At 59.0% G+C, this 25,976-nt stretch carries 24 protein-coding genes and 1 tRNA gene; 3 read left to right on the plus strand and 22 right to left on the minus strand.

Going from position 1 to position 25,976, the window contains the following annotated elements; translation table 11 throughout:
- Window positions 1-33 precede the first annotated feature (33 nt).
- The 18 genes from ABIE13_RS17385 to rpsB form a co-directional block, all read right to left on the minus strand.
- Window positions 34-1,029 carry a Bug family tripartite tricarboxylate transporter substrate binding protein gene (locus ABIE13_RS17385; protein WP_354445733.1) on the minus strand — a complete coding sequence of 332 codons (996 nt, stop codon included), beginning with the start codon at window positions 1,027-1,029 and terminating at the stop codon, window positions 34-36.
- A gap of 113 nt (window positions 1,030-1,142) precedes the next feature.
- Window positions 1,143-1,928 carry a TrmH family RNA methyltransferase gene (locus tag ABIE13_RS17390; RefSeq protein WP_354445735.1) on the minus strand — a complete coding sequence of 262 codons (786 nt, stop codon included), beginning with the start codon at window positions 1,926-1,928 and terminating at the stop codon, window positions 1,143-1,145.
- Complete coding sequence (gene rnhB, locus ABIE13_RS17395; RefSeq protein ID WP_354445737.1) at window positions 1,928-2,569, minus strand: ribonuclease HII; 642 nt, start codon at window positions 2,567-2,569, stop codon at window positions 1,928-1,930. The genes ABIE13_RS17390 and rnhB overlap by 1 nt, the downstream gene beginning before the upstream one ends.
- Window positions 2,541-3,749, minus strand: coding sequence for a lipid-A-disaccharide synthase (gene lpxB, locus ABIE13_RS17400; RefSeq protein WP_354445739.1), 1,209 nt, complete (start codon window positions 3,747-3,749; stop codon window positions 2,541-2,543). The genes rnhB and lpxB overlap by 29 nt, the downstream gene beginning before the upstream one ends.
- Window positions 3,750-3,785: 36 nt before the next feature.
- Window positions 3,786-4,574, minus strand: a complete 789-nt coding sequence (gene lpxA, locus ABIE13_RS17405) for an acyl-ACP--UDP-N-acetylglucosamine O-acyltransferase (RefSeq protein ID WP_354445740.1) — start codon at window positions 4,572-4,574, stop codon at window positions 3,786-3,788.
- A complete protein-coding gene (locus ABIE13_RS17410; RefSeq protein ID WP_354445742.1) occupies window positions 4,571-4,696 on the minus strand; it encodes a hypothetical protein in 126 nt (41 codons plus the stop codon). The genes lpxA and ABIE13_RS17410 overlap by 4 nt, the downstream gene beginning before the upstream one ends.
- Window positions 4,693-5,136: a 3-hydroxyacyl-ACP dehydratase FabZ gene (fabZ, locus tag ABIE13_RS17415; RefSeq protein ID WP_354446411.1), complete on the minus strand. Its 444-nt coding sequence runs from the start codon at window positions 5,134-5,136 to the stop codon at window positions 4,693-4,695. The genes ABIE13_RS17410 and fabZ overlap by 4 nt, the downstream gene beginning before the upstream one ends.
- Before the next feature lie 117 nt (window positions 5,137-5,253).
- Complete coding sequence (gene lpxD, locus ABIE13_RS17420) at window positions 5,254-6,234, minus strand: UDP-3-O-(3-hydroxymyristoyl)glucosamine N-acyltransferase (RefSeq protein ID WP_354445743.1); 981 nt, start codon at window positions 6,232-6,234, stop codon at window positions 5,254-5,256.
- Window positions 6,235-6,239: 5 nt separating this feature from the next.
- Window positions 6,240-6,755 carry an OmpH family outer membrane protein gene (locus tag ABIE13_RS17425; RefSeq protein ID WP_354445745.1) on the minus strand — a complete coding sequence of 172 codons (516 nt, stop codon included), beginning with the start codon at window positions 6,753-6,755 and terminating at the stop codon, window positions 6,240-6,242.
- Window positions 6,755-9,052, minus strand: coding sequence for an outer membrane protein assembly factor BamA (gene bamA / locus ABIE13_RS17430; RefSeq protein ID WP_354445746.1), 2,298 nt, complete (start codon window positions 9,050-9,052; stop codon window positions 6,755-6,757). The genes ABIE13_RS17425 and bamA overlap by 1 nt, the downstream gene beginning before the upstream one ends.
- A 45-nt stretch (window positions 9,053-9,097) precedes the next feature.
- Window positions 9,098-10,474, minus strand: coding sequence for an RIP metalloprotease RseP (gene rseP, locus ABIE13_RS17435; RefSeq protein ID WP_354445748.1), 1,377 nt, complete (start codon window positions 10,472-10,474; stop codon window positions 9,098-9,100).
- Between the two features lie 21 nt (window positions 10,475-10,495).
- Window positions 10,496-11,686 carry a 1-deoxy-D-xylulose-5-phosphate reductoisomerase gene (ispC, locus tag ABIE13_RS17440; RefSeq protein ID WP_354445750.1) on the minus strand — a complete coding sequence of 397 codons (1,191 nt, stop codon included), beginning with the start codon at window positions 11,684-11,686 and terminating at the stop codon, window positions 10,496-10,498.
- Window positions 11,683-12,543, minus strand: coding sequence for a phosphatidate cytidylyltransferase (locus ABIE13_RS17445; protein WP_354445751.1), 861 nt, complete (start codon window positions 12,541-12,543; stop codon window positions 11,683-11,685). Before ABIE13_RS17445 ends, ispC begins: the two co-directional genes overlap by 4 nt.
- A 9-nt stretch (window positions 12,544-12,552) precedes the next feature.
- Window positions 12,553-13,293, minus strand: a complete 741-nt coding sequence (gene uppS, locus ABIE13_RS17450) for a polyprenyl diphosphate synthase (protein ID WP_354445753.1) — start codon at window positions 13,291-13,293, stop codon at window positions 12,553-12,555.
- A gap of 35 nt (window positions 13,294-13,328) precedes the next feature.
- Complete coding sequence (gene frr / locus ABIE13_RS17455) at window positions 13,329-13,889, minus strand: ribosome recycling factor (RefSeq protein ID WP_354445754.1); 561 nt, start codon at window positions 13,887-13,889, stop codon at window positions 13,329-13,331.
- 106 nt (window positions 13,890-13,995) lie between these two features.
- Window positions 13,996-14,718, minus strand: a complete 723-nt coding sequence (gene pyrH, locus ABIE13_RS17460; protein ID WP_354445756.1) for a UMP kinase — start codon at window positions 14,716-14,718, stop codon at window positions 13,996-13,998.
- Between the two features lie 338 nt (window positions 14,719-15,056).
- Window positions 15,057-15,947 (minus strand): translation elongation factor Ts, encoded by an 891-nt coding sequence (gene tsf, locus ABIE13_RS17465; RefSeq protein ID WP_354445758.1) that lies wholly within the window; start codon window positions 15,945-15,947, stop codon window positions 15,057-15,059.
- A 112-nt stretch (window positions 15,948-16,059) separates the two neighbouring features.
- The gene (gene rpsB, locus ABIE13_RS17470; RefSeq protein WP_354445759.1) at window positions 16,060-16,821 is read right to left on the minus strand and encodes a 30S ribosomal protein S2; all 762 of its coding nucleotides are present in this window, start codon (window positions 16,819-16,821) and stop codon (window positions 16,060-16,062) included.
- 290 nt (window positions 16,822-17,111) lie between these two features.
- Here rpsB and ABIE13_RS17475 point away from each other — a divergent pair, with 290 nt between their 5' ends.
- Both ABIE13_RS17475 and ABIE13_RS17480 read left to right on the plus strand, forming a co-directional pair.
- Window positions 17,112-18,377, plus strand: coding sequence for an FAD-dependent oxidoreductase (locus tag ABIE13_RS17475; RefSeq protein WP_354445761.1), 1,266 nt, complete (start codon window positions 17,112-17,114; stop codon window positions 18,375-18,377).
- Window positions 18,378-18,500: 123 nt separating this feature from the next.
- A complete protein-coding gene (locus tag ABIE13_RS17480) occupies window positions 18,501-19,976 on the plus strand; it encodes an NAD(P)H-hydrate dehydratase (RefSeq protein ID WP_354445763.1) in 1,476 nt (491 codons plus the stop codon).
- A gap of 111 nt (window positions 19,977-20,087) precedes the next feature.
- Here the strand turns inward: ABIE13_RS17480 and ABIE13_RS17485 are convergent, their stop codons facing one another.
- Window positions 20,088-20,849: an SDR family oxidoreductase gene (locus tag ABIE13_RS17485; RefSeq protein WP_354445765.1), complete on the minus strand. Its 762-nt coding sequence runs from the start codon at window positions 20,847-20,849 to the stop codon at window positions 20,088-20,090.
- A 217-nt stretch (window positions 20,850-21,066) separates the two neighbouring features.
- Window positions 21,067-23,379: a ribonuclease R gene (gene rnr, locus ABIE13_RS17490; protein WP_354445766.1), complete on the minus strand. Its 2,313-nt coding sequence runs from the start codon at window positions 23,377-23,379 to the stop codon at window positions 21,067-21,069.
- Between the two features lie 18 nt (window positions 23,380-23,397).
- Here rnr and ABIE13_RS17495 point away from each other — a divergent pair.
- A tRNA-Leu gene (locus ABIE13_RS17495) sits at window positions 23,398-23,482 on the plus strand.
- Between the two features lie 293 nt (window positions 23,483-23,775).
- Here ABIE13_RS17495 and rimO read toward each other — a convergent pair.
- Both rimO and phaR read right to left on the minus strand, forming a co-directional pair.
- Complete coding sequence (rimO, locus tag ABIE13_RS17500) at window positions 23,776-25,185, minus strand: 30S ribosomal protein S12 methylthiotransferase RimO (RefSeq protein WP_354445768.1); 1,410 nt, start codon at window positions 25,183-25,185, stop codon at window positions 23,776-23,778.
- A 143-nt stretch (window positions 25,186-25,328) separates the two neighbouring features.
- Window positions 25,329-25,844, minus strand: coding sequence for a polyhydroxyalkanoate synthesis repressor PhaR (gene phaR, locus ABIE13_RS17505; RefSeq protein ID WP_354445770.1), 516 nt, complete (start codon window positions 25,842-25,844; stop codon window positions 25,329-25,331).
- Window positions 25,845-25,976: the final 132 nt, after the last annotated feature.

Below are 25,976 nucleotides of genomic sequence, written 5' to 3' on the forward strand. Positions count from 1 at the left end.
CTGATTATAGCCGCGCTCCGCCTGGTCGAGGCGTCAGCCGAGACCTTCAGGCTTGATCTGAGCCCTGGTGATCACCGCGCTCCAACGCTTTTGCTCCGCCTGAATGAACGAGTTGAATTCCGCACTGCTGTTGCCGATAGCGAGCGCAGTTTCCTGGGCCAATTTGTCCTTGACCAAGGTGCTGCGCGTGGCCTTGATGGCCTCCGCCTCCAGTTTGGCAAGATGAGCGGGCTGCCATTTTCTGGGTGCCAAAAGCCCATACCACTGCGTCATCTCGAAACCTGGGTAGCCTTGTTCGGCCACCGTGGGGACGTCCGGCAATTGAGGCAGACGCTGCGCCGTACCCGTCCCGATGCAACGCAATTTTCCCGCCTTGATGAAGCTGAGCAGTGCTGGTGCGCCCACTGAAGCGGCCTGCAGGCGCCCTGCCATCAGGTCGGTGAGCATGGGGCCGGTTCCGCGGTAAGGCACGTGCACCATAAAAGTGCCACTCACCATTTTGAGGTATTCCATAGCCAGATGGCCCGCACTGCCGTTGCCAGCGGACCCATAGTTAAGCTGACCTGGTCTGGACTTCGCGTAGGCCACCAACTCCTTGATGCTCTTGACCGGAAGCTCCGTATTCACCACGTACAGGCTAGGCACCTTGGAAAACAGGGTAATTGGTGCGAAATCGCGATTGGCGTCGTAGGGAAGCTTGGGGAAAATAAAGGGGTTGACGGCAAGCGTGCCAATATGCCCGAGAATCATCGTGTGCTCGTCGGTGCTGTTGGCAACTTCCTGCATGGCAATATTCCCAGCGGCACCCGGTTTGTTGTCTACCACGACGTTCTGTCCAATGGTTTTGGCCAGCTCGGAAGCTACGGCCCTGGCCACAATTTCCGAACTGCCACCCGGTGCAAACGGCACCACCAATCGCAGCGGCCGATTCGGCCAGCTGTCTTGCGCGAGCGACCAGGCATGAATAGCGCCCAAGCCGGCAGCCCCGGCTTGAAGAACACGGCGGCGCGCAATGGGCATCGATGGCATACGAATCTCTCCTCGTGACGTAGAAACGCATTCTCTGCCCAGGCCCCCCGTAAGCCCACGGGGTTTACCATCAATTTGCCGTCAAGCTACCGCTCCAAGGCGGGCGGGGACTCTCAGCGGATGGAGATTGCGCTGGCGTGCATGCAAATGGCGGCAGCCGCAGCCACATTCAAAGACTCTTCCCCACCCGGCTGGATAATGCGCACCGCACGGCTTGCTCGCGCGGTAAGTTCGGGCCCCACGCCCTGACCTTCATGCCCCATCACCCACGCGCAGGGCCAGGGAAGCGTGTTCTGATGCAGATAGTCGCCTTCATGCGAACTGGTCACCAGCAAGGGAACGCGCAATGCGGCCAGATCATCGGGCGCCAATCCTTCGAGCAGCTTCAGGCCAAAGTGCGCTCCCATGCCTGCTCTTAATACCTTGGGAGACCACAGCAGCGCCGTTGCCTTCAGCGCCACCACCTGCTGAAAACCGAAAGCCGCAGCACTGCGCAGAATGGAACCCACATTGCCGGCGTCCTGCACCCGATCGAGCACGATGGTAGGAGCGTCTGGCTGCAAAGCCGGAGCCGCCGGCAAGTCCAGGACATATGCCATCTGAGCAGGCGATTCCAGACCGCTCACGTGGGCCATGAGGGCGTCGTCGATCACGATGTTCCGGCCAGGAGATGACGCCAGGTAAGGCCCTGCAAATGGCCAGGAAGACTCGGTAAAAACCGCCATGGATGGCACGGAGCCCCGTGCCAGTGCGGCACGGCATAAATGATCACCCTCGATCCATACGCGACCCTGTTTGCGATAGGCCCCGTTGTCCTGGGCGAGACGCTTGAAATCCTTGATCAAGGCGTTGTCGCGGGAGCTGATCCGAGTGGGCTCTGAGGAGTTTCCAAAAGTCATCAGTCAACACTCCCACTCAGGACCGGATGGAGTACCCGTGCCACAGGCGAGAACGAGCGCCGATGATGAACGCAGGCCCCGTGGTTGCGCAGAGCAGCCAGGTGAGCGGGTGTGCCATAACCTTTGTGCGCGGCAAATCCGTAGTGCGGCCAATCGGCATCCACCTGCTCACACCAGCGATCACGATGCACCTTGGCCAGTATGGACGCGGCTGAAATGGACTCCACCGTAGCATCTCCGCCGACCACGGCCTCGGCCAGCATGGTGAGTCTAGGGAGCTGATTGCCATCTACCAGAACCTTCACGGGAGGCAAGCGCAGGCCTTCTACTGCACGCCGCATGGCCAGCAGGGTCGCCTGCAGAATATTGAGACTGTCAATTTCCTCCACAGTGGCTTGGCTAATGGCACAACACAGCGCTTTGGCTTGAATTTCCTCGAACAAACTTTCGCGGCGCTTCGCGCTTAACTGCTTCGAATCGGCCAGTCCTTTAATCGGCCGACGGGGATCAAGGATCACAGCAGCTGCCACGACCGGCCCTGCGAGAGGCCCGCGCCCGGCCTCATCAACACCCGCGACCAAGCCAGGCGTATCCCAGGCGAGAGAGCGCTGCTCAGCGTACAAGAAGCGTTTCGATGGCATCGGTGGCCAGGCGGGTGGTATCCCGCTTCAGTTCAAGGTGCAAGGCTGCGAATCTTTGCTCAAGAGCGAGCACTCGCCCAGGCGCAGACAGCCAATTCAGCATTTCGTGGGCAAGCGCCTGCGGTGTCGCAGCATCTTGCACCAATTCAGGCACGACGAATGGGGCGTCGGGACGGTCGGCAAAAACATGCGCGGGCACGTGATCTGGTCGCTGTAACCACTCGCGTGGTGCGCAAAGCACATTGGGTAGGCCAATCCACGGCAGTTGTCGCTTTTTACGCATCAACCGATAGCTGATGGTCGGCATGGCATAGGCAATGACCATGGGTCGCTTGAACAATGCGGCTTCGAGCGTGGCAGTGCCACTGGCAATCAGAGTGGCATCGCAGGCAGCCAATACAGCATGAGACTGGCCGGGCACGACCTGCACAGCAGTGCCGAGCCCGCTAGCCTGGGCTACCCGCTCAATCTCATTTCGAACATGAGCAACCGCAGGCACCAGGAATTTCGCATTCACATGAGCCTTTTTGATCAGGGCAGCCGCCGCCAGGAACCGAGGTAGCAAGTGCTTGATTTCGGCAGCGCGACTGCCCGGCAGCAGGGCAACTACGGTGTCATGGTCCGCCAGCCCCAGGTTCTGGCGCGCTGCACCTCGATCAGGAACCAGGGGAATGACACTTGCCAAGGGATGGCCGACATAGGTGGCGTCGATGCCGTGGGCCGCCAGCAATTCCGGTTCAAATGGAAAAAGGCATAGAACGTGGTCCACGGCAGCTTTCAGCTTGAGCAGCTTTTCCGGACGCCAGGCCCAGAAAGAAGGGCTGACGAAATGCAGTGTCTTCAAGCCTGCGCTCTTGAGGCGTGCCTCCAGCGCGAAATTGAAATCCGGCGCGTCAACGCCTATAAACAGATCCGGCCGCAAGGCGAGCAAGCGTTCGGCGAGTTGGCGGCGGATTCGAAGCAGTTCCGGCAAGCGCGGCAACACTTCCAAATAGCCGCGAACCGAAAGCTTTTCGACCGGCCACCATGCCTCGAACCCCTGCGCGGCCATGTGAGCCCCGCCTATGCCGCTCGCGCGCAGGCCCGGCCAGCGCTCGCGCAGGCTATTGAGCAGCAAACCAGCCAGAAGATCGCCGGAAGGTTCGCCCGCCACCATGGAGATAGTAGGCGAAGCACTCATCACTCTAGGAAAGCTCTGGGTCGGCCACCCGCATGGTCAACGTACGATTCCACGAGAGGCAGCAATCAAAAAATCTTGCATCATGGCAATGTCCGCGTCCGCCTCGGCCAATTCGCCGCGCAACGCGTCAATTTGCTGGCGAGCGGCTTCCAGTGTCAACCCCTTGCGATAGAGCAAGCGGTGCATCTGCTTGATCAAGGTGATGCGCTCTGCAGAAAAGCCACGGCGCTTGAGTCCTTCGGCATTGATGCTCTGCGCTTCCGCTGGGTTACCTGCCGCTGTAACGAAAGGAGGCAGATCCTGCGACAGACGCGTCTGAAATCCGGTCATGGCATGAGCACCCACCCGCACGAACTGGTGAATGCCCGTCAGTCCGCCGACGAAGACCCAGTCGTCAAGATGAACATGCCCGCCCAGCGTTGCTGAATTAGCCATGATGATGTGACTGCCCAAAACGCAGTCATGCGCAATGTGCACGTACGCCATGATCCAGTTGTCGTCACCCAGGCGTGTCAGTCCAGTATCCTGCACGGTGCCTGTGTTGATGGTGACAAATTCGCGGATGGTATTGCCGTCTCCAATTTCCAGCCGCGTGGCTTCGCCGCGGTATTTCTTGTCCTGCGGTGCAGCGCCAATGCTGGCAAACTGGAAAATCCGGTTGTCTCGTCCGAGCGTCGTATGGCCTTCAATGACGCAGTGCGGACCAATCGTGGTGCCTGCGCCAATGCGCACATGCGGGCCCACAATGCTGTAGGGACCCACGGCAACACTTTCGTGCAGGTCGGCCTGCGGATCGACCAGGGCAGTGGAGTGAATCTGAGTCATATCAGAATCCAGCGTGCAATCTGGCGGGACGTGAGAATGCCAACGCCAATACCAATGCCGAAGCTCGTGGGCATAGGCTTCCCGCCCACAGCAGGAGACCTTAACAACACATCAATGGTCATTTGACCTTTCTCATGGTGCACATGAGCGAGGCTTCACAGGCTATATCCGTCCCGACCGTGGCTTTGCAGTTGAACTTGTAGATGCCGGCGCGCACTCGATCAAGCGCCGCGTGCAGGACAAGTTGATCACCGGGCTCCACGGGCCGCTTGAACCGGGCGCCATCAATTCCCACAAAATAGAAAACGGTGTCGTCGTCGAGGGAGATGCCTTCTGTCTCGATGGAAAGCAGGGCCGAAGCTTGTGCCAAAGCCTCCAGCATCAATACACCCGGCATGACAGGTCTTTGCGGGAAATGCCCGACAAAGAAAGGTTCGTTGACCGTGACATTCTTGAGTGCACGCAGCGTCTTGGCCTGCGGATCTACATCGAGCACTCGATCGACCAGAAGGAAAGGGTAGCGGTGCGGCAGTTTCTTGAGGATCTGGTGAATGTCCAACATGCCCGTTGCTTCTACGTTAATAGCCATTTTTCAAGATTGTACAGACGCCCCCACCCGAAAACGGCGAGCCAGGCACGCGCATGGATCTGCGTTCCCGTTCGGGCTACCTCACGGGGCCTATCTGTCTTTGGGGAACAGTGCTTCGAGACGCTTCAGCCGCTCGCGCAAGCTGTGAATATTCTTGAGCGTGGCCGCGTTCTTTTCCCACGCCGAGTTCTCATCCAACGGGAAGAACCCCGTGTAGTGCCCGGGTTTGAGAACCGATCTCGTGACGATGGACGCCGATGAAATATGCACGTTGTCTGCAATGGTAAGGTGACCCAGAATCATGCCCGCACCTCCCACGGTGCAGTGCGCGCCAATACGCGCGCTTCCGGCCACTCCCACGCAGCCAGCCATGGCCGTGTGCTTACCAATATGGGTGTTATGGCCGATTTGAATGAGATTGTCGAGCTTGACCCCGTCTTCAATCACTGTGTCGTCCAACGCTCCGCGGTCTATGCAGGTGTTGGCGCCAATCTCCACGTCGTCGCCGATGCGGACGGCACCCAACTGCTCAATCTTGATCCAGGCTCCCTCATGGTGCGCAAAGCCGAAACCGTCCCCACCGATGACCGCTCCGCTCTGTACCAGGCAACGCTCACCGATGACACAATCTTCTGCGAAGGTCACGCGTTCTTTCAGAACCGTATCCGCACCAATTCGGGCACCACGCCCCACGAAGCAGAGCGCACCCACGCTGGCGCTGGGGTGGATCCAGGCGCCCTCTTCGACCACGGCACTGGGATGGACACCCGAGACGGGCGTACGGCCATGCACTTTCTTCCACAACTGCGTCAGGCGTGCGAAATAGAGGTGAGGGTCTGGAGCGACGATACAGTCGCCGCGCAGCTTGGCTTCTTCGGCTTGCGCCGGTGCAACCACCACACAGCCGGCACGCGTATGGGCCAGAAGATGGGCTAGCCGCGGATTGACCAGGTAGCTCAGTTCGCTGGGTTCTGCACTTTCCAGGGGCGCAAGACGGGTAATGACGCGATCTGCATCCCCGAACAGCTCTCCGCCCAGGGCATCGACGATAGCGCCAGCTTTCACACTCACCGAACTCACTTGGCGCTGTTCAGCGCCTTGATCACCTTGTCGGTGATGTCGAGCCGGGGGTTGATATACACCGCTTCCTGGAGAATCACGTCGTACTTTTCGGCTTCTGCAACCTGCCTGACCACTCGATTGGCACGATCGAGGACCTGCTGAAGCTCCTCGCTTTTGCGCGAATTGAGGTCTTCCTGGAACTCACGGCGACGGCGCTGAAATTCGCGGTCCTGCTCCACCAATTGGCGCTGCCGGGTCTGGCGCTGACTGTCGCTCAGCGTAGGCGCTTCGCGCTCAAAGCGGTCCGAAGCCGTTTTCAAGGCCTCACCGGCTGTATCGAGCTCTTTTTCGCGGCGGGAAAATTCTTGTTCCAGCTTGGTTTGCGCCGCTTTGGCTGGTGCGGCTTCGCGCAGCATGCGGTCCGTGTTCACGAACCCGATGCGCACGTTATCCTGCGCCATGGCTGGAGGCGCAGCCAAGGCAGCGCTCGCCAACGCTGCAACAGCCACGCAACGGAGTGTCAACTTCATCAAAACGAGGTCCCGATCTGGAATTGCAATTTCTGGATTCTATCGCCCGGCTGTTTGCGAAGCGGCACTGCAAACGCAAAACGCAAGGGCCCGAGTGGCGATATCCAGCTGAAGCCGATACCTGTGGATGCGCGCAATCCGGAGGCGCTGAGCTTTTCGCCCTCGCCATAGAGGCCACCGATGTCGACGAAACCGAACAATCGCAACGTACGATCATTGCCAACGCCCGGGAACGGCGTGATGAATTCCGTATTGAGCGTCACCTTGCGTGTTCCACCGATGAAGGCGCCCGTCACGTCACGCGGACCCAGAGTGGATTGCTCGTAACCCCGGACCGAGCCCAGGCCGCCGGAATAGAAGTTCTTGAATACCGGGAATGGACGGCCACCCAGGCCCTTACCCCAACCCACTTCACCGTTGAAGGCCAAGGTATAACGCTTGGACAGCGGAATGTACTGCTGATACTGGTAGTTGGCCTTGATGTAGCGCGCGTCTCCCAGCACACCCAGTTCACCAAGCAAACGCTGATAGCGGCCGGCATTAGGGGCTAGAGCGCTATCGCGCGAATCGCGTGACCAGCCCAGGGTAAATGGGAATGAAGTGCTCGCATAGCCAAAGCGCTCAGCATAGGCCAGGTAAGCAGCTGGAATGTTGGTACCGGGTTTGATCTGGGTGCGCTCTGCGTTGATCCCCACGTAGATCGTATCGAGTTCAGTCACCGGCACGCCAAACTTCAGTCCACCACCCATGGTGACCAGCGTGTAGTTTCCGCCTTGGTCCTGATAAGGCTTCTGGCTCTTGTAGAACAGGTCCACGGTGCGCGAAACACCGTTGGCAGTGAAATAGGGGTCCGTCGCACTCACGACGGCTGTACGGTTGAATTTGCCGGTATTGAGCTGCAGATCAAGACGGTTACCAGAACCGAACAGGTTGTCCTGTGTGAGGCCAAAGGTCAGAGAAACTTTCTCTGCAGAGGAATAACCCGCCCCGATGGAAATACTGCCCGTAGGCTTTTCCTTCACATCGACGTTCAAGTCCACCTGATCCGGGGCACCAGGCACTTCAGCAGAAGTGATGGACAGCTCAGTGAAGTAGCCGAGACGATCTACGCGATCGCGCGAGAGCTTGATTTTCTCTGCGTCATACCAGGACGATTCGAACTGGCGGAATTCTCGCCGCACCACTTCGTCACGAGTCTTGGCATTACCCTGGATGTTGATACGCCGCACGTACGCCCTGCGGGAAGGGTCGGCTTGCAACACAATGGCCACGCGGTTGTTCGCGCGATCCACCTCCGTACGGGGTTCCACCGCGGCGAACGCAAAACCATAGTTGCCGAAGTGATCGGTAAAGGACTTGACGGTCTGAGCGATTTGGTCGGCGTTATAGGCTTCACCCGGCTTGATCGTGATGAGCGATTTGAATTCGTCTTCTTTTTCCAGGTAATTGCCGCCCAGAGAAACCCCCGAGACCACAAAACGCTCGCCCTCGGTCACGTTGACCGTGATGGAGATGGACTCCTTGTCAGGCGACATGGCCACCTGGGTGGAATCAATGCTGAAATCGAGATAACCCCGTGCCAGATAGTACGAACGCAGCGTTTCAAGGTCTGCATTGAGCTTGGCGCGGGAATATTGGTCACTCTTGCTGTACCAGCTCATCCAGCCGCCGGTATCCAGGTCGAACAGATCCTTGAGCGTGCCCGTGGAAAAGGCCTTGTTACCGACGATGTCGATATCCTTGATCCGCGCCGTCCGACCTTCCGTGATGTTGAAAGTCAGATTGACCTGGTTACGCTCGGTCGGCGTGACCGTCGTCACGACTTCCGCGCCATAAAGGCTGCGGTTGATATATTGGCGCTTGAGCTCCTGCTCGGCGCGGTCGGCAATGGCTTTGTCGTAGGGGCGTCCGGCAGCCAGGCCTGCATCGCGCAGAGCGCCTTGCAGGATTTCCTTGCTGAATTCCTTGTTTCCCGCAAATTCCACAGAAGCTACGGTGGGACGTTCCTGGACGATCACCACCAGCACGTTGCCGTTGACTTCCAGCCGGACGTCTGTGAAAAGGCCAAGGGCGAACAGCGAGCGGATGGCAGCCGTGCCCTTTTCATCGTTGTAGGTTTCACCTACCCGAACGGGGATGGAAGCGAACACCGTGCCAGCCTCGACTCGCTGGAGTCCTTCGACACGGATATCTCCCACTGTGAACGGATCGACCGCCCACGCCATCTGTGCGGCAAGGGCAAGCGATACGAACGAGGCCACGGTGCGCAGGCGTAAATGGTGAGCTAGTAACTTCATGAGCAAGTGTATTGGAGCCGGAATCAGAACAGACCGGAAAAAGGATCAGCCTAGGCGGTTGGCGACATCGTTGTACATCGCGATCGCCATCATGGAGAGCAGCAGAAACATGCCCATGTATTGAAGGCGGTCGAGCCAGACACCGGAAACGGGCTTGCCCGTCACCATCTCCCAAAGATAATACATCAGGTGCCCGCCGTCGAGGACAGGGATAGGCAAGAGATTGAGTACACCCAGGCTCACACTGATGAACGCCAGAAAGGCCAGATAGTAAGTCAAACCCAGACTCGCCGACTTTCCTGCGTAGTCGGCGATGGCAATGGGCCCACTCAGATTCTTGAGGGAAATGTCGCCCATGACCATTCGGCCCAGCAGGCGCAGGGAAAGCGTAGACACCTCCCAAACGCGTGAAACGCCCGCCCACAGGCCCTCCAGAGGACCCAGTCGAACCAGAGTCATCTCAGGAGCGCTGCCGACATAGGCGCCTATGCGCCCAATGCGTTGACCGCCCTCCTCCTTGAGTTCGGGCTGAACTTCCAGCGAAAGCGAACGGCCAGCCCGCTCGATCTGCCATGCAGTGGGCGGTGGCGGCCCCGCTTTGGCTGAAGCGCGAATGACTTCACGCAACTGTTGACCGTCCACGATGAGGGTGTCGCCGATCTTGCGCACCAGATCTCCCGCCTGCAGACCTGCACGGCGAGCAGCGCCTGTCTCAGACAACTCGCCTATCTCAGGCCGCGACAGGGGGGACATGATGCCAATACTGCGGAACAAGCGAGCATCGACTTCGTTCACATCCAGCTCGGACAGTGGCAGCAACAGCTCGCGCCCCCGACCTTGCTCGCTGGTGGAGACTTCCAGCATGACATCGCGCCCATCGAGCGCACCACGGGTCAATACCCACCTCAAGGTCTCGAACGAAGCCACAGGCGCAAGTTCATCCCCCGCAAGGCCGGCACGGCGCACCAATTCGCCCCCCCGCAGACCAGCGCGCTCGGCAATGGATTCAGCCACCGGAGGGGCCAGCACGGCGCGGGGCTCATCTACACCAATCCAGTTGACGAGCGCATAAAGCAATGCAGCCAGGACGAGGTTGGCCACCGGTCCAGCGGCGACGATGAGTGCGCGAGAGCGAAGTCGCTGCGTGTTGAAAGCCAGGTGACGTTCCTCGGGTGGCACCGGCGCTTCGCGCTCGTCCAGCATCTTGACGTAGCCGCCCAGGGGAAGCGCACCCAGTACGAATTCGGTATCCTGGCCAGGACGCTGGTTCTTGGGGCGCCACCGCGCCAGAGGACGACCGAACCCTACGGAGAAACGCAGCACCTTGACGCCGCACGCGACCGCCATCCGGTAATGTCCCCATTCGTGCACGGCAATCAGCACTCCAAGGGCAACGACAAAAGCGATCAAGGTCAGCAACATGGAAGTTTCTCCAACGTGCAATCAGGCTGAGCGGCGACGAACGTCGGCTTCGGCAGCACGCCGGGTAGCCGCATCCAGCTCAAGCAGGTCGGCCAGCGATGTCAATGCTGTCGGCGAGACGGCGGCGAGAGTGGAGTCGTTCACGGCGTGGATGTCAGCGAATCCTATGCGTTGATCCAGGAATGCAGCGACCGAAATCTCGTTGGCCGCATTCAGCACAGCCGTGGTGCCTTCAGGTGCTCGCAGCGCCTCCCACGACAGGAATAGCCCGGGAAAGCGCTCACGGCTGGGAGGTTCGAAATGCAGACCCGCCAGTCGCGAGAAATCGAGGCGCGCGGCTCCACTTTCAATGCGTTCCGGCCAGGAAAGACCGTAGGCAATCGGTACGCGCATGTCCGGGGTGCCCAATTGAGCCAGAACCGATGCATCCGTGAATTCGACCATGGAGTGAATGATCTGCTGTGGATGAACCACGACTTCAATTTGCTCGGGCGCCAGATCGAACAGCCACCGCGCCTCTATCACCTCCAGCGCCTTGTTCATCATCGTGGCTGAATCCACCGAAATCTTGCGGCCCATGGAAAAATTGGGATGCGCACAAGCTTGGTCAGGTGTCACGCCCGAGAGTTCGGACAGGGGCAGCTGGCGAAACGGGCCACCCGAAGAGGTGAGATGAATGCGGTCAATGCGTGCCGCCCATGAAGCAGGATCTTCCGGCAGACATTGAAAAATGGCGGAATGTTCACTGTCAATGGGCAGCAAGGTGGCACCGCCCGTGCGCACTGCGTCCATGAAGAGCCGGCCACCCACCACCAAGGCTTCTTTATTGGCCAGCAACAATCGCTTGCCAGCGCGCGCCGCTGCAAGGCAAGGCGCCAGACCGGCCGCGCCAACAATGGCTGCCATGACCGTGTCAATGCCGTCGTCACCCGCAATGGCTTCTATGGCCGCAGGACCCGTGGCCACCACAGTGGACAAGCCGTTCTGCTTGATTTTTTCTGCCAGGACGCGGCCGTGCTCTTCGCTTGCCATGACCGCAAGCCGGGGCTTGAAGCGCGCGACCTGGGCCAGCATGGCCTCGACCTGGGTGGCCGCCGTCAATGCAACCACCTCGAAACGATCTGGATGACGCGCAATGACATCCAGTGTATTGGTACCTATGGATCCCGTAGACCCCAAAATGGCCACACGTTGCTTCTGGCCTGTTTTCACGCGATTCCCCTACCTACTGAGACCAACATCATGGCCAGTGGAAGAACTGGCAAAAGCGCGTCTATGCGGTCAAGAACACCCCCATGGCCCGGCAGCAGACCGCTGGAGTCCTTGACGCCCGCACTGCGCTTGACGAGCGACTCCACCAGGTCTCCAACCACACTCATGGCTGACAAAAACACGCAACCGGCCAGCAGAAACCACACACCGCGCTCCAACAAAAGCGTGTACAGGCTGGGAACTTCAATCGCATACGCCCGATCGATCCAAATCCATACCAGGGCCACCAACAGCACACCCAACATCCCCCCCCAAACACCTTCCCAGCTTTTGCCAGGACTGATGGAAGGTGCCAGCTTGTGGCGAGTGAATTTTCCGCCGAGGCCACGACCGAAAAAATACGCGAACACGTCTGCGGCCCAAACCAATGTCATGACGGACAACAGGAAATTGACGCCAATGATGCGTGCCTGCGCCAGCGCCAGCCAGGCGGTGCACAGCACGGCCAGCCCCCCTGTCCATCGCAAGCCACGCGACAGGCGCGGCCACCCCGCGACGCCTCGTTGAATCAGCCAGGCTCCGCCCGGAACACCGATGGCGGCGGCGCCCAGCCACAAAAGCGGCAGAGGTTGCGCCAAAGCCCCAAACCCCCAAAGGCCCGCGCAGATCAAGGCGCACAAGGCGCCTGTGGCCAATGCCGTCATGCCATTCCAGCCGACCAGGCGTGCCCACTCCCAGGCGGCGGCAGCAATCATGACAAGCGTCAGGCCTATGAACGGAGCTGGCGATGGGGCGAAAAGTGCTGGCAGAAGTATTGCCAGCAGAATCAGGGCGGTGATGATGCGTTGCTTGAGCATGCCGTGGTCTCAGGCCAAAGCCTGTGAGCCGGAAGTGGCTACCTGGGCCGAAGTCTTGCCAAAACGCCGTTCGCGCTGGGCAAAAGCCAAAAGAGCTTCGTCCAGTGCAGCCTCGTCAAATTCCGGCCATAAGTGCTCACTGAAGAACATCTCACTGTAGGCGCATTGCCACAGCAGAAAATTGCTTATGCGCTGTTCTCCGCCCGTGCGAATCAGCAAATCGGGGTCAGGCACATGAGCCAGCGACATGGCTTTACCCAAAGACTCTTCGGTGATGGGCTCACCAGCACTCGCTACACGAGCGGCTGCCTGGGCGATATCCCAGCGACCACCGTAGTTGAAGCATACATTCAGCACCATGCGCGAGTTGGTCGAGGTCTCGACCTCGGCGGCAGCAAGTCCTGCACGCACGCGCTCCGAAAGCCCGGTCCTGCTGCCCACAAAATGCAATCTGATTCCTGAGGCCTTGAGCTCCGGCACCTCGCGCGTCAGCGCTGTGGCTAGCAAATCCATGAGGCCACTCACCTCATCAGTGGGTCGATTCCAGTTTTCAGAGGAAAAGGCAAACACGGTGAGCACCTGCACCCCCCGTTCTGCGCAGGCACGAATGCACCGGCGCAACGCCTCAACCCCCTGCCGATGCCCCGCCACCCTCGGCAAAAGCCGACGATGCGCCCAACGCCCATTTCCATCCATCACGATGGCGACATGGTGCGGCACGACAGGAAGGTTGGGGCGGGATTTTTTCATGCGAGCGAAGCGGACAGGTGTCCCGTCACAGCCGTTTAAACGGCCAGAATGTCTTGTTCCTTGGCAGCAACCAAGGCGTCAATCTCGGAAATGTGCCGGTCGGTAACCTTTTGCACTTCTGCCTCAGCGCGTTTCTGGTCGTCTTCCGAGGCTTCCTTGTCTTTGACCAGCTTCTTGACCGCTTCATTGGCATCACGGCGAAGGTTACGAATAGCCACTTTGGCCGATTCACCTTCCTGGCGCACGATCTTGGTCATCTCCTTACGGCGCTCCTCGCTCATCATGGGCATAGGCACGCGGATGAGATCACCCATGCTCGCAGGGTTCAAACCCAACTCGCTTTCGCGGATGGCCTTCTCGATCTTGGCTCCCATGCCTTTTTCCCATGGCTGCACGCTGATGGTGCGGGCATCGATCAAGGAGACATTGGCCACTTGAGACAAGGGCACGTGGTTGCCGTAATACTCGACGTGGATCGTATCCAGGAGCGCGGGGTTCGCACGGCCAGTGCGAATCTTGGTCAGATTATTCTTGAAGGCCACAATGGACTGGTCCATCTTGCCTTGCGTTGTTTGCTTGATTTCGGCAATCGTCATATGAGTTTCTCCATGCGGGATTATCGCCATGCGCTACCGCCAGTGCTTGAGCCTGGCGACGGACGTACCGCGACAGCGGCACGGCATAAACCCTGTTCGAAAAGTTCTACACGTGCACCAAGGTGCCTTCGTCCCCGCCCATGACCACATTTTTGAGCGCCCCGGGCTTGAAAATCGAAAAGACCTTGATAGGCAATTTCTGATCGCGACACAAAGCGAAAGCTGTTGCGTCCATGATTCCCAGGTTTCGACTCATGGCTTCATCGAAGGTGATGTGCGCGTAGCGCGTAGCGCTCGGGTCCTTGTGAGGATCAGCAGTGTAAACACCATCCACTTTCGTGGCCTTCAGCACCAGTTCGGCACCAATTTCAGCTCCGCGCAAAGCAGCGGCCGTATCCGTCGTGAAGAAAGGATTGCCGGTGCCGGCTGCAAACACGACAACCTTGCCCTCCTCGAGGTATTGCAACGCCTTGGGCCGCACATACGGCTCGACCACCTGCTCAATTGCAATGGCGGACATGACGCGTGCCGTCAAACCGTTCTTGTTCATGGCGTCAGCAAGCGCCAGGGCATTCATGACCGTAGCGAGCATGCCCATGTAGTCCGCTGTAGCGCGGTCCATGCCGACCGAGCCGCCTGCCACCCCGCGAAATATGTTTCCGCCGCCAATCACGACCGCCACCTGCACCCCCATGTGGGTGACTTCGGCAATCTCGCCCACAATACGCTCGATGGTGGCGCGGTTGATGCCGAATGCATCGTCTCCCATCAGCGCCTCACCTGAAAGTTTGAGCAAAATGCGCTTATGGGCGGGTTTGGCTTTGGTCATCGGCAGGCTCCGGGAAATGCGACGGTGCAACAGTCTACTAGGGATGGAATTAAAAAGCTCAAAAGCAGGCCGGAAAGCACAGTCACTCAATGTAAAACAAAGGGTCTGCTCCCCGAAATTGGAGTTCGCTGGCCTGAATGGAGCGTTCCAGCTTGTGCCCCGGGTGCGGGCCATGGCTGGATGGGAAAGATGTCAAAAGCCACAAGACAGCGGCAGCAAGCCAGAGACTTGCTGCCGCAGGGCAGACCTTTAGAACGTGTTCATGATCTTGGAGGTCTGCAGGCTGAAAACCCCTTCATCCAAGGGGCAAAAGGCGTTTCAAGGCCTCAGGGGCTTTCTCAGCCCTTTTTGGCAGCGGCCACTTGCGCAGCAACTTCAGCTGCGAAATCGTCCTGCTTCTTCTCAATGCCTTCGCCGACCACGAAGAGCGTAAAGCCCTTCACGGTAGTGCCACGCTCTTTGAGCATCTGTTCGACGGTTTGCTTGTCGTTCTTAACGAAAGGCTGGTTGAGCAGAGAGACCTCCTTGAGGTATTTCTGCACGGAGCCTTCGATCATCTTGGTAGCAATGTCTGCCGGCTTGCCTGATTCCTGAGCCTTGGCAGTGGCAACGCTGCGCTCTTTTTCGATCAGCTCAGCCGGCACGTCGCTGCTGGCCAATGACACGGGCTTCATGGCGGCCACGTGCATGGCTACGTCACGAGCGGCAGCTTCGTCACCCTCGAACTCGACCAGAACGCCGATACGTGTGCCGTGCAGGTAGGAAGCAAGCTGACCGCCGCCGGACTTGCGAACAAAACGGCGGAAGCTCATGTTCTCGCCGATTTTTCCGATCAGGCCAACGCGCACATCTTCCAGTGTGGGGCCGAATTCACCCATGGAGAAAGGCAAGGCGCCCAGCGCTGCCACGTCAGCCGGGTTGTGCTCAGCCACCAGGTCGGCAGCGCCTTGCGCCAGCGCCAGGAAGCTGTCGTTTTTGGTAACGAAGTCGGTCTCGCAATTGACTTCAACGATAGAGCCAGTGTTGCCCTTGATCGAAGCGGTCACCACACCCTCGGCGGTCACGCGGGAAGCGGCTTTACCAGCCTTGGTGCCCAGCTTGACACGCAACAGCTCTTCTGCCTTGACCATGTCGCCATCAGCTTCGGTCAGGGCTTTTTTGCACTCCATCATGGGTGCGTCGGTCTTGGCGCGAAGTTCGGCGACCATGCTTGCGGTAATTGCTGCCATCGGTTTGCTCCAGTCTTTCGGTTAGGCGCCGGCTCCACAGGTTGCCGACGCGAAAAATAAATTTAACAAGAAAAAAGGGGCGCTATACGCCCCTGTTTCCGGACACACCAGATCAGGCGGCGCTGCCGTCCTCGACTTCCACGAACTCGTCATCGCCTTCAGCGGTGGCGGCCACAGCCTTGACCACATCGTTGACTGCGTTGGCACGACCTTCGAGGATGGCGTCAGCAATGCCACGGGCGTAGAGCGTCACAGCCTTGGCTGAGTCGTCGTTGCCAGGGATCACGTAATCGATGCCTTCAGGGTTGTGGTTGGAGTCCACCACACCAACCAGTGGAATACCCAGCTTCTTGGCTTCGGACACGGCGATCTTGTGAAAGCCCACGTCGATCACGAAAATGGCGTCTGGCAATGCATTCATGTCTTGAATGCCACCAATGTCACGCTCGAGCTTGGCCATTTCACGCGTGAACGTGAGTTGCTCTTTCTTGCTCATGCTCTCAAGGCCAGCTTCCTGCTGAGCCTTCATGTCTTTGAGGCGCTTGATGGAGGTCTTGACCGTTTTGAAGTTGGTCAACATACCGCCGAGCCAGCGCTGCTCAACGAAAGGCACGCCAGCGCGGCGAGCTTCCTCGGCCACGATGTCACGGGCTTGACGCTTGGTGCCAACCATCAAGATGGTGCCACGGTTGGCAGCCAACTGGCGCACGAACTTCTGCGCCTCCTGGAACATCGGCAGCGATTTTTCCAGGTTGATGATGTGAATCTTGTTGCGGTGACCGAAGATGAACGGGGCCATCTTGGGGTTCCAGAAGCGGGTTTGGTGACCAAAGTGGACACCGGCTTCCAGCATTTCACGCATAGTGACGGACATGAGAATTCCTTTAACAAAGGTTGGGTCTAAAATCCAGCCCGCTCATCACCGCTTTCGAGGGAAAGTCTTACGGAAGTTCAATTGAAATCCGCTTGAAAATCCACTTGACTACCCGGCGGCGACACCTTGTGGGGACTGGTTTGCGATTTGTCTCGCCAGGCGCTGAAATTATTCAGTGCACATCAGCGAAACCCATCGATTATAGCCTGCGTTCGCGCACCTTGAAAACACCCCCCCTCCCAGCCGCTGCTTGCAAGCGCTGCATCTCAACACTCCCTGGCCTCCAACTCATGAATATCGCGATCCTCGGCGCCGGCATCATTGGCGTGACCACCGCATACGAGTTGGCTGCGGACGGGCACACGGTCACGGTGTTCGAGAGGCACACCAGCATTGGCGAAGAAGCCAGTTTCGCCAATGCCGGAATCATCGCAGCGGCCGGTTGCGTGTCGGACTGGTCGGCGCCCGGCATAGCAGGCAAGCTTGGCAGGCAGATTCTGACCAGCAACGCCCCCCTGCGCATGGCGCGCCCCTTGCGCGCAGCTGACCTTGGGTGGATGCGTCGGTGGCTCACAGCCAGCCGCTCCGCGAACGCTTCGGTCAACCAGACCCGTTTGATGCGACTGGCGCTCTACAGCCAACATCGGATGCGGGAAATCTCCGCCAGCATGGCCTACACCTTCGACCGAAGCGATGGCTATATGGTGCTACTGCGCAGCGAAAAAAATCGCAGGCAAATCCAACCTGGCTTGGCCGCTCTGCGTGAGCTTGGTGTGCCATTCCATGAAATCAGCGCCACGGAGGCACGCCAGGTGGAATATGCGCTCCATCCGTTGACGGATCTGGCGGGCGCCATCTACTTCCCGCAGGACGAAGTTGCGAACTGCCGTCAATTTGCCATTATCTTGCGCGATGCAGCCGAACAACTGGGTGCGCGCTTCGAATTCAGTAAATCCGTCGCAAGTATTGACCTCACGCAGCCGGCGACCCTGCGCATTGCGAATGAGGACTCGCCGAGGCGCTTTGATGCCATTGTGGTGTGTGCGGGTGTGCAATCAGCTTCTCTGCTGGCCCCCCTGGGCATCCGCCTGCCGCTTCGCCCTGTCTATGGATATTCCATCAGCGCGCATATCCCTGAGTCCCTCAACGCCCCGCGCAGCGGCGTCATGGACGAGCACTACAAAGTCACCATTACCCGCCTGGGCCAGCGTGTGCGCGTGGCAGGCGCCGCGGAAATTGGTGGAAGGCCGGGGCACATGGACGATGGCGCCATCCGAAAGCTCTACAAGGTGTTGGCCGATTGGTTTCCCGCCGCCGGACGTCTCTCCAAGGGCGTTCAGGTCTGGAAGGGCGCGAGCCCTGCACTGCCCGATGGCTCACCAGTTCTAGGCCCCAGCGGTATTCCAGGCCTTTGGCTCAACCTGGGGCACGGCGCCAGCGGCTGGACCCTCGCCTGTGGTTCGGCGCGGATCCTGGCCGATCAAATCGGCGGGCGAATGCCGCACATCGATATCGAAGGCTTGGGTTTGGAGCGCCTTATGGGATCCGGCCAATAGTCTGCGCTTTCGCCGGCTTCACCTCTCACGCCGACCGCAGGACGCACAGCCCCAACACGGGCAGCTTTGCGAAGAACCGGTCGTTCGAGCCGGATTGGCGCAGCGGCGTGCACAATGCCCCACATGCCGCGTCTGATACAAGCCCATGAAATGCACCCGCTGCACGATGCGGCAGCGACCCGACGCACCGAGCACTCAGCCGCGGCCCAACTGCCAGCCCACACCTTGATGCAAAGGGCTGGCCTGGCGGTCGCCCGGCTCGCTCTGGCTCTCACGCCGCATGCTCGCACCATCTGGATCGCTTGTGGTCCCGGCAACAATGGGGGCGATGGATTGGAGGCTGCCCTGCATCTGCGCCACTGGGGCCTGAACCCCGTGGTGACCTGGCTCGGCAATCCCGAAAACACCCCTGCGGATGCACATGCCTCCTATCTTCGAGCGCGCGATGCCGGTGTAAACTTTGCCGAAGAGCCACCCGAGCTCGATGCGGACGACCTTTGCATCGACGCGCTCCTGGGCCTTGGCGCGGCACGCCCTCCCCAAGGTCTCATGGCCGAATGGCTCGACCGTATGGCAACTTGCCCGTCACAACGTTTGGCTGTGGATCTGCCAACCGGCCTCAGCGTCGACACAGGGTCAACCAGTACCCCCTGGCACGCCGATGCCCATCCTCCACGTCATCACACTCTCAGCCTGCTCACCTTGAAGCCGGGCCTGTTCACCATGCAGGGGCGTGACGCCTGCGGCACGATGTGGTTCGACGATCTCGGCATAGTCACCGCAGAAGAACCAGTGGCATGGCTGAATGCTCCTGGGATCCAGGCGACCCGCCCGCATGCCAGCCACAAAGGCACATGGGGCGATGTGGCCGTGATCGGTGGCGAAAGTGATGCCTCGCGCGGCATCTCCATGCGCGGTGCCGCCCTCCTCGCTGCCCGCGCCGCCTTGTCTTCTGGCGCCGGGCGCGTCTACGTCAGCCTTCTCGGCAACTCCGACCTGTGGCTGGACACAATCGCTCCGGCCCTGATGTTCCGCCGCTTCGATGCGCTGGATTTTTCTGCGCTCACCTCGGTATGTGGTTGTGGCGGCGGGGAGACAGTGGCCGAAGTACTCCCCGCACTTCTGGCCGCAGCCCCCAGGTTGGTGTTGGATGCTGATGCCCTGAATGTCATTGCCCGCGACCCCAAGCTAAAGCTCAGCCTCGCAAATCGCGACACACAAGGGCACGCAACGGTATTGACCCCTCACCCGCTGGAAGCTGCTCGTCTCCTGGCCTGCTCTGCTGCCGAAGTCCAGGCTGACCGTTTGGCATGCGCTCGAGAACTAACCCAACGTTTTAGATCTACCGTCGTCCTCAAGGGCTCCGGCACTGTGATCGCGGCTCCCGATCAACTGCCCAACATCAACCCTACCGGAAATGCACGCTTGGCCACGGCCGGTACAGGCGATGTCTTGGCCGGGATGATCGGCGCGCGCATGGCCGCTGGATTGGATGCATTCAGCGCTGCTCGCACCGCCGTTTGGCAGCACGGCCATTTCGCAGATCTCTGGCCAGATGACCTGCCTCTCACGGCAGAGCGGCTGGCCACTCCGCCCTGAGTCATCGTCGCCGCGTATCGGTAAAACGCTTCCGATAGGTTTCTTGATCCCAAGCGCGCAAAAAAAAGCGGCGCTGTACGCCGCTCGGTGTTCCATGGAAGCGTTTACGTTCTATCCGCGCCCCACGAATGGCATCTTGGTAGCCATGACCGTATGAAATAGCACGTTCGCTTGCAAAGGTAAATTGGCCATGTAGACCACCGATTGGCCAACGATGGCGACGTCCATGCGGGGCTCTTCCATCGTCTGGCCGTTGGCTTGCAAGATGCCCGCTGCCATGGGTCCAGTCATCTCGGTGGCTGCATTTCCGATGTCGATCTGGCCCACAGCGATGTCATACGCTCGGCCGTCGAGTGAAGCCGTTTTTGTCAATCCCGTCACGGCATGCTTGGTCGCTGCATAGGCAATGGAATGCGGGCGCGGTGCATGCGCCGCAATGGAGCCATTGTTGATGATGCGTCCACCGCGCGGCGTCTGCCGCTTCATGACCCGAAACGCTGCCTGCAAGCAATAGAACATACCGCTCAGATTGACGTCTACCACCCCGCGCCATTGCTCTACCGTCAATTCTTCCAAAGGGACTGCTGGGGCGCCGGTTCCGGCGTTGTTGAACAGCAGGTCGACCCTGCCAAATGCTTGCACGGCAGCATCGAAAAGACGCGCGACGGCCGCAGGGTCAGACACGTCTGTGGGCACCGGCAATGCTCGCGTTCCAGCACTCGACTCGTCTACGGTCTTTTGAAGCAACTCCATGCGCCGGCCGGCCAGCACAACTTGCCAGCCGTCGGCCAGCAAAGCCAGCGCAGCAGCTTTCCCTATGCCCGTACCAGCCCCGGTGACGATGGCTGTTTTAGATGATGGATGGATGCTCATGGTGTCTCAAGATTCAATGTGAGGCGCGTCCGCGGTGAGGACTCGCCGATGATGACCAGCGCCTTGTAGGAAATAAAGCAGGTGCCGCCATCACACTGGGGCTGCGTACTTGCCCTTCGCTCGACCGCACCTGACCAATGGGCCTGAATGAATCGCAGGCCTTGGGGAAAATCCGCCTACGCGGAAGCTAGCCGCGTCAGCGCAGCGTCGCCGTAGCTCACCGCCTTGAATTTTTCTGTTTACCACCCCTGCCTTTGGCTGCCGCTTTCTTGACAGAAGCTTTAAGCACTTCGATAGGTGATGGACGATGGCGTGAATGAGAGTTGGACGAGGGTTCGCCCCCTTCATTGCGGTCATGATCACGTGACTTGCGAGCAGCCCGCTTGGCAGAAGATTTGGTAGGTGAGCCGCGCTCGCCAGTCGCCGTGACGCCCTTGTCACGCAACGCGCGAGAGGTCAAATCCTCGCCATCGTGAACCAGGCGGAAATCGATCTTGCGACCGTCCAGATCCACCCTGCTGACCTGCACCCGCACCCGCGTACCCACGCCGTAGCGCATACCAGTGCGCTCGCCGCGCAATTCCTGCCGCACCTCGTCGAACCGGAAATACTCGCCGCCCAGCTCGGTAATGTGCACCAGGCCTTCCACGTAGAGCTCATCCAGCGTGACGAACAAGCCGAAGCTCGTGGCCGTGGTGACGGCTCCACTGAACTCTTCGCCGAGGTGTTCGCGCATGTACTTGCACTTCAGCCAGGCCTCTACGTCACGGCTGGCCTCATCAGCTCGGCGTTCGTTGGCACTGCAATGCAGGCCAGCGGCTTCCCAGCCCAGCATCTCGGCAGATTGCTTGCGAGGCGGCTCGTTGCCGTTACGCTGGCGGGAGGCGTTGGTTTTCTGCAGTCGTCGGTTGAGCTTCTCGTGCGCCTCGCCGGGCGTCGGCAATTCTGGCAACTGATAGCGGCGCTTGCTCAGAATAGCCTTGATGACCCGATGAACCAGCAGATCGGGGTAGCGTCGGATCGGGCTTGTGAAGTGCGTGTAGGCTTCGTAAGCCAATCCGAAATGGCCACTGTTGTGCGGCGAATAAATGGCCTGGCTCATGGAGCGCAGCAACATCATGTGGATTTGCTGCGCATCGGGACGGTCTTTTGTAGCCTCCGCGATTTGCTGGAACTCACCTGGCTTGGGCACGTCCCCGATAGAGAGCCCGAGACCCAGGGCTTTCAGGTAGCTGCGAAGGATTTCCTGTTTCTCAGGCGTTGGCCCCTCGTGCACGCGAAACAGGCCGGCTTGCTTGCCTTGCTGAATGAAATCTGCGCTGCAAACGTTTGCAGCCAGCATGCATTCTTCGATCAGCTTGTGTGCATCGTTGCGAGTGCGAGGAACGATCTTTTCGATGCGGCCATTCTCGTCGCACACGATCTGGGTTTCCGTGGTCTCGAAGTCCACGGCGCCACGCGCATGACGGCTTTTCAGCAATGCGCTGTAGACGTCGTGCAAATTGATCAGATCCTGAACGCGCGCTTTGCGTTTGCTGGCTTCAGGCCCTCGCGTATTGGCCAGGATGGCAGCCACTTCAGTGTACGTAAAGCGTGCGTGGCTCCACATGACCGCAGGGTAGAACTGATAGGCATGTACTTCACCCTTGGCGGTGACGAGCATGTCACACACCATGCAAAGGCGCTCCACTTCGGGATTGAGCGAACACAGTCCATTGCTCAACTTCTCGGGCAGCATGGGGATGACCCGTCGCGGAAAGTAGACGCTGGTGGCTCGGTCGTACGCATCGACATCGAGCGGCTTTCCGGTCTGCACATAGTGGCTCACATCGGCAATGGCCACCAACAGTCGCCAACCTTTGCTGCGGCCGACCTTGGCCGGCTCGCAATACACTGCGTCGTCAAAATCACGGGCGTCTTCGCCGTCGATGGTGACCAGTGCCACATCGGTCAGATCCACTCGGCCACGCTTGTCCTCCGGCCGCACTTGTTCGGGCAGCGTTCTGGCCTCGCCAATGGCTGCGTCTGAAAATTCATGCGGCACGCTGTATTTGCGCACGGCTATTTCGATTTCCATGCCTGGGTCATCGACCTCGCCCAGCACTTCCTTCACGCGCCCCACAGGTTGACCATAGAGTGCAGGAGGTTCGGTCAGTTCAACCACTACCACCTGACCCGGCTTGGCTTGCCCAATGGCCGCTTTGGGAATCATTACATCCTGGCCATAGCGCTTGTCCTCGGGCGCGACAAGCCATAGACCGCCCTCATTGAGCAGACGGCCGATGATGGGATGCGGAGGCCGCTCCACAATCTCCACCACACGCCCCTCAGGACGCCCCCGCCTGTCCTGCCTCACGACTTTGACTTTGACGCGGTCACGGTGAAGCACCGCTCGCATCTCATTGGGGGCTAAGTAGACGTCTGGCTCGTTGTCGTCACGGACCACAAAACCATGTCCATCGCGGTGACCTTGCACCGTTCCTTCAATTTCATCCAGCAAACTGGAAACCTCTGTTTTTTTGATATACAATTCGATCTTTCCTGAAATGCCCAGGTGGCGGAATTGGTAGACGCACTAGTTTCAGGTACTAGCGGGTAACTCCGTGGAGGTTCGAGTCCTCTCCTGGGCACCAACGATTATGTTGGGTAATGACATTAGAAGACACTAGAAATCTGAAATAACTAGAGTTATAAGCAGATTTCTTTTTATAGAAAGCCACCTTCGGGTGGCTTTTTTGTTGTCTGTTGGATTTCATACTATCAGGGCTTGCCGTCTTACGCGCGTCCAAGATGGCCTTGGCCCCTGATAGCTTGAGCAGAACTTGTAGTTTGCTAGTCTCTGCAAGGCGAGTTTCGCACGGGCGCTGCCCGTATACCCTGTCTCCCACGCCTGCAGAAAAGGTGACAAGGCACCTCAAGCAAAAATTCATATTGGCAATGCGATCAAGTCATGTCCCTGCGTGCCAACGATGCGTGCCCGCGTGAACTCTCCCACTTTAAGTTGCTTGCTGATCTTCTCAGGAGGCAACAACTGCACGATACCATCGATTTCCGGGGCATCGGCATAGCTTCGGCCTACGCCACCTCGCCTGCCCAGCGCAGGCGCTGAATCCACCAGCACTTGCATCGTAGCGCCCACACGTTGCCGAAGTTTTTCAGTGGAGACTTCTTCAGCCACCTTCATGAATCGAGCCCGCCGCTCTTCGCGCAACTCTGCAGGAAGCATGCCTGGCAGTTCATTGGCCGTCGCTCCCTCAACCGGTGAGTATGCAAAGCAACCCGCACGATCGATGCGCGCCTCACGAACGAAATCCAGCAGGTGTTCGAACTCCTGCTCCGTCTCGCCGGGAAACCCTGCAATGAAGGTTGAGCGGATCACCAACTCTGGACAAATCTCACGCCAGCGGGCAATCCGTTCGAGATTTTTTTCGCCGCTGGCAGGCCGCTTCATGCGGCGCAGCACGTCTGGGTGGCTGTGCTGCAGCGGCACGTCCAGGTAAGGCAACACCTTGCCCTGCGCCATCAGCGGCACGATTTCATCGACGCTGGGGTAAGGGTAGACATAATGCAGACGAACCCAGGCGCCGTGCGGCTCCGCCAGCTCCGAAAGTGCCTGAACCAGTTCGAACATGCGCGTCCGCACAGGACGACCATCCCAGAAGCCGGTGCGGTACTTCACATCCACTCCATAGGCTGAGGTGTCCTGACTGATCACCAGCAGTTCCTTGACACCGCCTTCGAACAGAGCCCGTGCCTCCTTGAGCACGTCACCGATAGGCCGGCTGACCAGGTCGCCCCGCATGGACGGGATGATGCAGAAGGTGCACCTGTGATTGCAGCCTTCGCTGATTTTCAGATAGGCGTAGTGGCGCGGCGTCAGCTTCAGGCCGGCTTCACCGAACGCACCAGGAATCAGGTCCAGGAATGGATCATGTGGCTTGGGGCAGTGTTGGTGAACCGCATCCATGACCTCCTGCGTGGCGTGAGGTCCGGTGACCGCCAATACCGAAGGGTGCAGCGACTTGACCAGATTTTGTGCATCGCCGCCGTCGCTCGCGGCAGAACCAGGTACCGTTTTAGCGCCAAGACATCCCGTGACCACCACTTTGCCGTTGACGGCAAGGGCTTCACCAATGGTGTCAAGGCTTTCCTTGACGGCGTCGTCAATGAAGCCGCAAGTGTTGACGATAACCAGATCAGCGCCTTCAAAGGTCTTGCTGGTTTGATAGCCTTCGGCTGAAAGCTGGGTCAGGATCAGCTCTGAATCCGTCAATGCTTTAGGGCAACCGAGGCTCACAAAGCCTATACGCGGTGCCGGCGTGGAAATTTCACTCATCCCTGGATTGTCGCAGCCTAGTTGAGCCAGCGATAGAGATGTCGCTCCAATTAGCACCCGCATGATGCGAAAGCTGACTGCCACAAGAGCTCACAGGCTCGCTTTTCACCCTGTTTTCAGGTGACGGCGAAAGGCAAGGCACCTCAACGCTTCATGCCGAAAGCGCTCAATATCTGCTCGGTTTGCTTCTGCATCTGCTCTTGCATCTGCGCAAAGGCACTCTTGGATTGCTCCAGATAAGTGCCCATCATGCCGTTCATCATGGGAGACTGCTCTGCCAATTTGGCCTGGACCTCCATGAGCGACTGGATGTTTTTCTCCAGGTAAGTGCCCATGTAACCCTGCATGGAATGACCATAGAAGCGAATGATATTAGCGAGCACGGCCTCACTGAACATGGGCGCCCCGCCCGCTTCTTCTTCCAGAATGATCTGGAGCAGAATGCTTCTTGTAAGGTCCTGCCCTGTCTTGGCGTCGCGCACGACAAACGTCTCTGCCGCCATCACCAGCTTTCGCACCTCGGCCAGGGTGATGTAGGAAGAGGTGCGCGTGTCGTACAAACGACGATTGGGGTATTTTTTGACTACCCGCAACTCGGTAGCATCCGTGGCGCCAGCGGATTCACCCGGCGTATCAGATGGCTTGGTACTTGATGTCATGAAGTCAAAAATCCCTCGAAGGCTTAAGCGATACCGCCTCAAGCTCATTCTAGGCCGCGCTGACCCACGACAGGGAGAAGACTTTCCCTGATTTTTGCAAACATTCCACGCACCCAAGGCGGACCGGCAAGC

It is taken from the genome of Ottowia thiooxydans (assembly GCF_040548795.1).
GTDB lineage: Bacteria > Pseudomonadota > Gammaproteobacteria > Burkholderiales > Burkholderiaceae_C > Ottowia > Ottowia thiooxydans_A.

What these genes read in the sequence shown, in the direction of transcription:
- ABIE13_RS17385 (WP_354445733.1), bottom strand. Translation starts at nt 1,029, where the DNA reads ATGCCATCGATGCCCATTGCGCGCCGCCGTGTTCTTCAAGCCGGGGCT.
- ABIE13_RS17390 (WP_354445735.1), bottom strand. Translation starts at nt 1,928, where the DNA reads ATGACTTTTGGAAACTCCTCAGAGCCCACTCGGATCAGCTCCCGCGAC.
- rnhB (WP_354445737.1), bottom strand. Translation starts at nt 2,569, where the DNA reads ATGCCATCGAAACGCTTCTTGTACGCTGAGCAGCGCTCTCTCGCCTGG.
- lpxB (WP_354445739.1), bottom strand. Translation starts at nt 3,749, where the DNA reads ATGAGTGCTTCGCCTACTATCTCCATGGTGGCGGGCGAACCTTCCGGC.
- lpxA (WP_354445740.1), bottom strand. Translation starts at nt 4,574, where the DNA reads ATGACTCAGATTCACTCCACTGCCCTGGTCGATCCGCAGGCCGACCTG.
- ABIE13_RS17410 (WP_354445742.1), bottom strand. Translation starts at nt 4,696, where the DNA reads ATGACCATTGATGTGTTGTTAAGGTCTCCTGCTGTGGGCGGGAAGCCT.
- fabZ (WP_354446411.1), bottom strand. Translation starts at nt 5,136, where the DNA reads ATGTTGGACATTCACCAGATCCTCAAGAAACTGCCGCACCGCTACCCT.
- ABIE13_RS17425 (WP_354445745.1), bottom strand. Translation starts at nt 6,755, where the DNA reads ATGAAGTTGACACTCCGTTGCGTGGCTGTTGCAGCGTTGGCGAGCGCT.
- bamA (WP_354445746.1), bottom strand. Translation starts at nt 9,052, where the DNA reads ATGAAGTTACTAGCTCACCATTTACGCCTGCGCACCGTGGCCTCGTTC.
- rseP (WP_354445748.1), bottom strand. Translation starts at nt 10,474, where the DNA reads ATGTTGCTGACCTTGATCGCTTTTGTCGTTGCCCTTGGAGTGCTGATT.
- ABIE13_RS17445 (WP_354445751.1), bottom strand. Translation starts at nt 12,543, where the DNA reads ATGCTCAAGCAACGCATCATCACCGCCCTGATTCTGCTGGCAATACTT.
- uppS (WP_354445753.1), bottom strand. Translation starts at nt 13,293, where the DNA reads ATGAAAAAATCCCGCCCCAACCTTCCTGTCGTGCCGCACCATGTCGCC.
- frr (WP_354445754.1), bottom strand. Translation starts at nt 13,889, where the DNA reads ATGACGATTGCCGAAATCAAGCAAACAACGCAAGGCAAGATGGACCAG.
- pyrH (WP_354445756.1), bottom strand. Translation starts at nt 14,718, where the DNA reads ATGACCAAAGCCAAACCCGCCCATAAGCGCATTTTGCTCAAACTTTCA.
- tsf (WP_354445758.1), bottom strand. Translation starts at nt 15,947, where the DNA reads ATGGCAGCAATTACCGCAAGCATGGTCGCCGAACTTCGCGCCAAGACC.
- rpsB (WP_354445759.1), bottom strand. Translation starts at nt 16,821, where the DNA reads ATGTCCGTCACTATGCGTGAAATGCTGGAAGCCGGTGTCCACTTTGGT.
- ABIE13_RS17475 (WP_354445761.1), top strand. Translation starts at nt 17,112, where the DNA reads ATGAATATCGCGATCCTCGGCGCCGGCATCATTGGCGTGACCACCGCA.
- ABIE13_RS17480 (WP_354445763.1), top strand. Translation starts at nt 18,501, where the DNA reads ATGCCGCGTCTGATACAAGCCCATGAAATGCACCCGCTGCACGATGCG.
- ABIE13_RS17485 (WP_354445765.1), bottom strand. Translation starts at nt 20,849, where the DNA reads ATGAGCATCCATCCATCATCTAAAACAGCCATCGTCACCGGGGCTGGT.
- rimO (WP_354445768.1), bottom strand. Translation starts at nt 25,185, where the DNA reads ATGAGTGAAATTTCCACGCCGGCACCGCGTATAGGCTTTGTGAGCCTC.
- phaR (WP_354445770.1), bottom strand. Translation starts at nt 25,844, where the DNA reads ATGACATCAAGTACCAAGCCATCTGATACGCCGGGTGAATCCGCTGGC.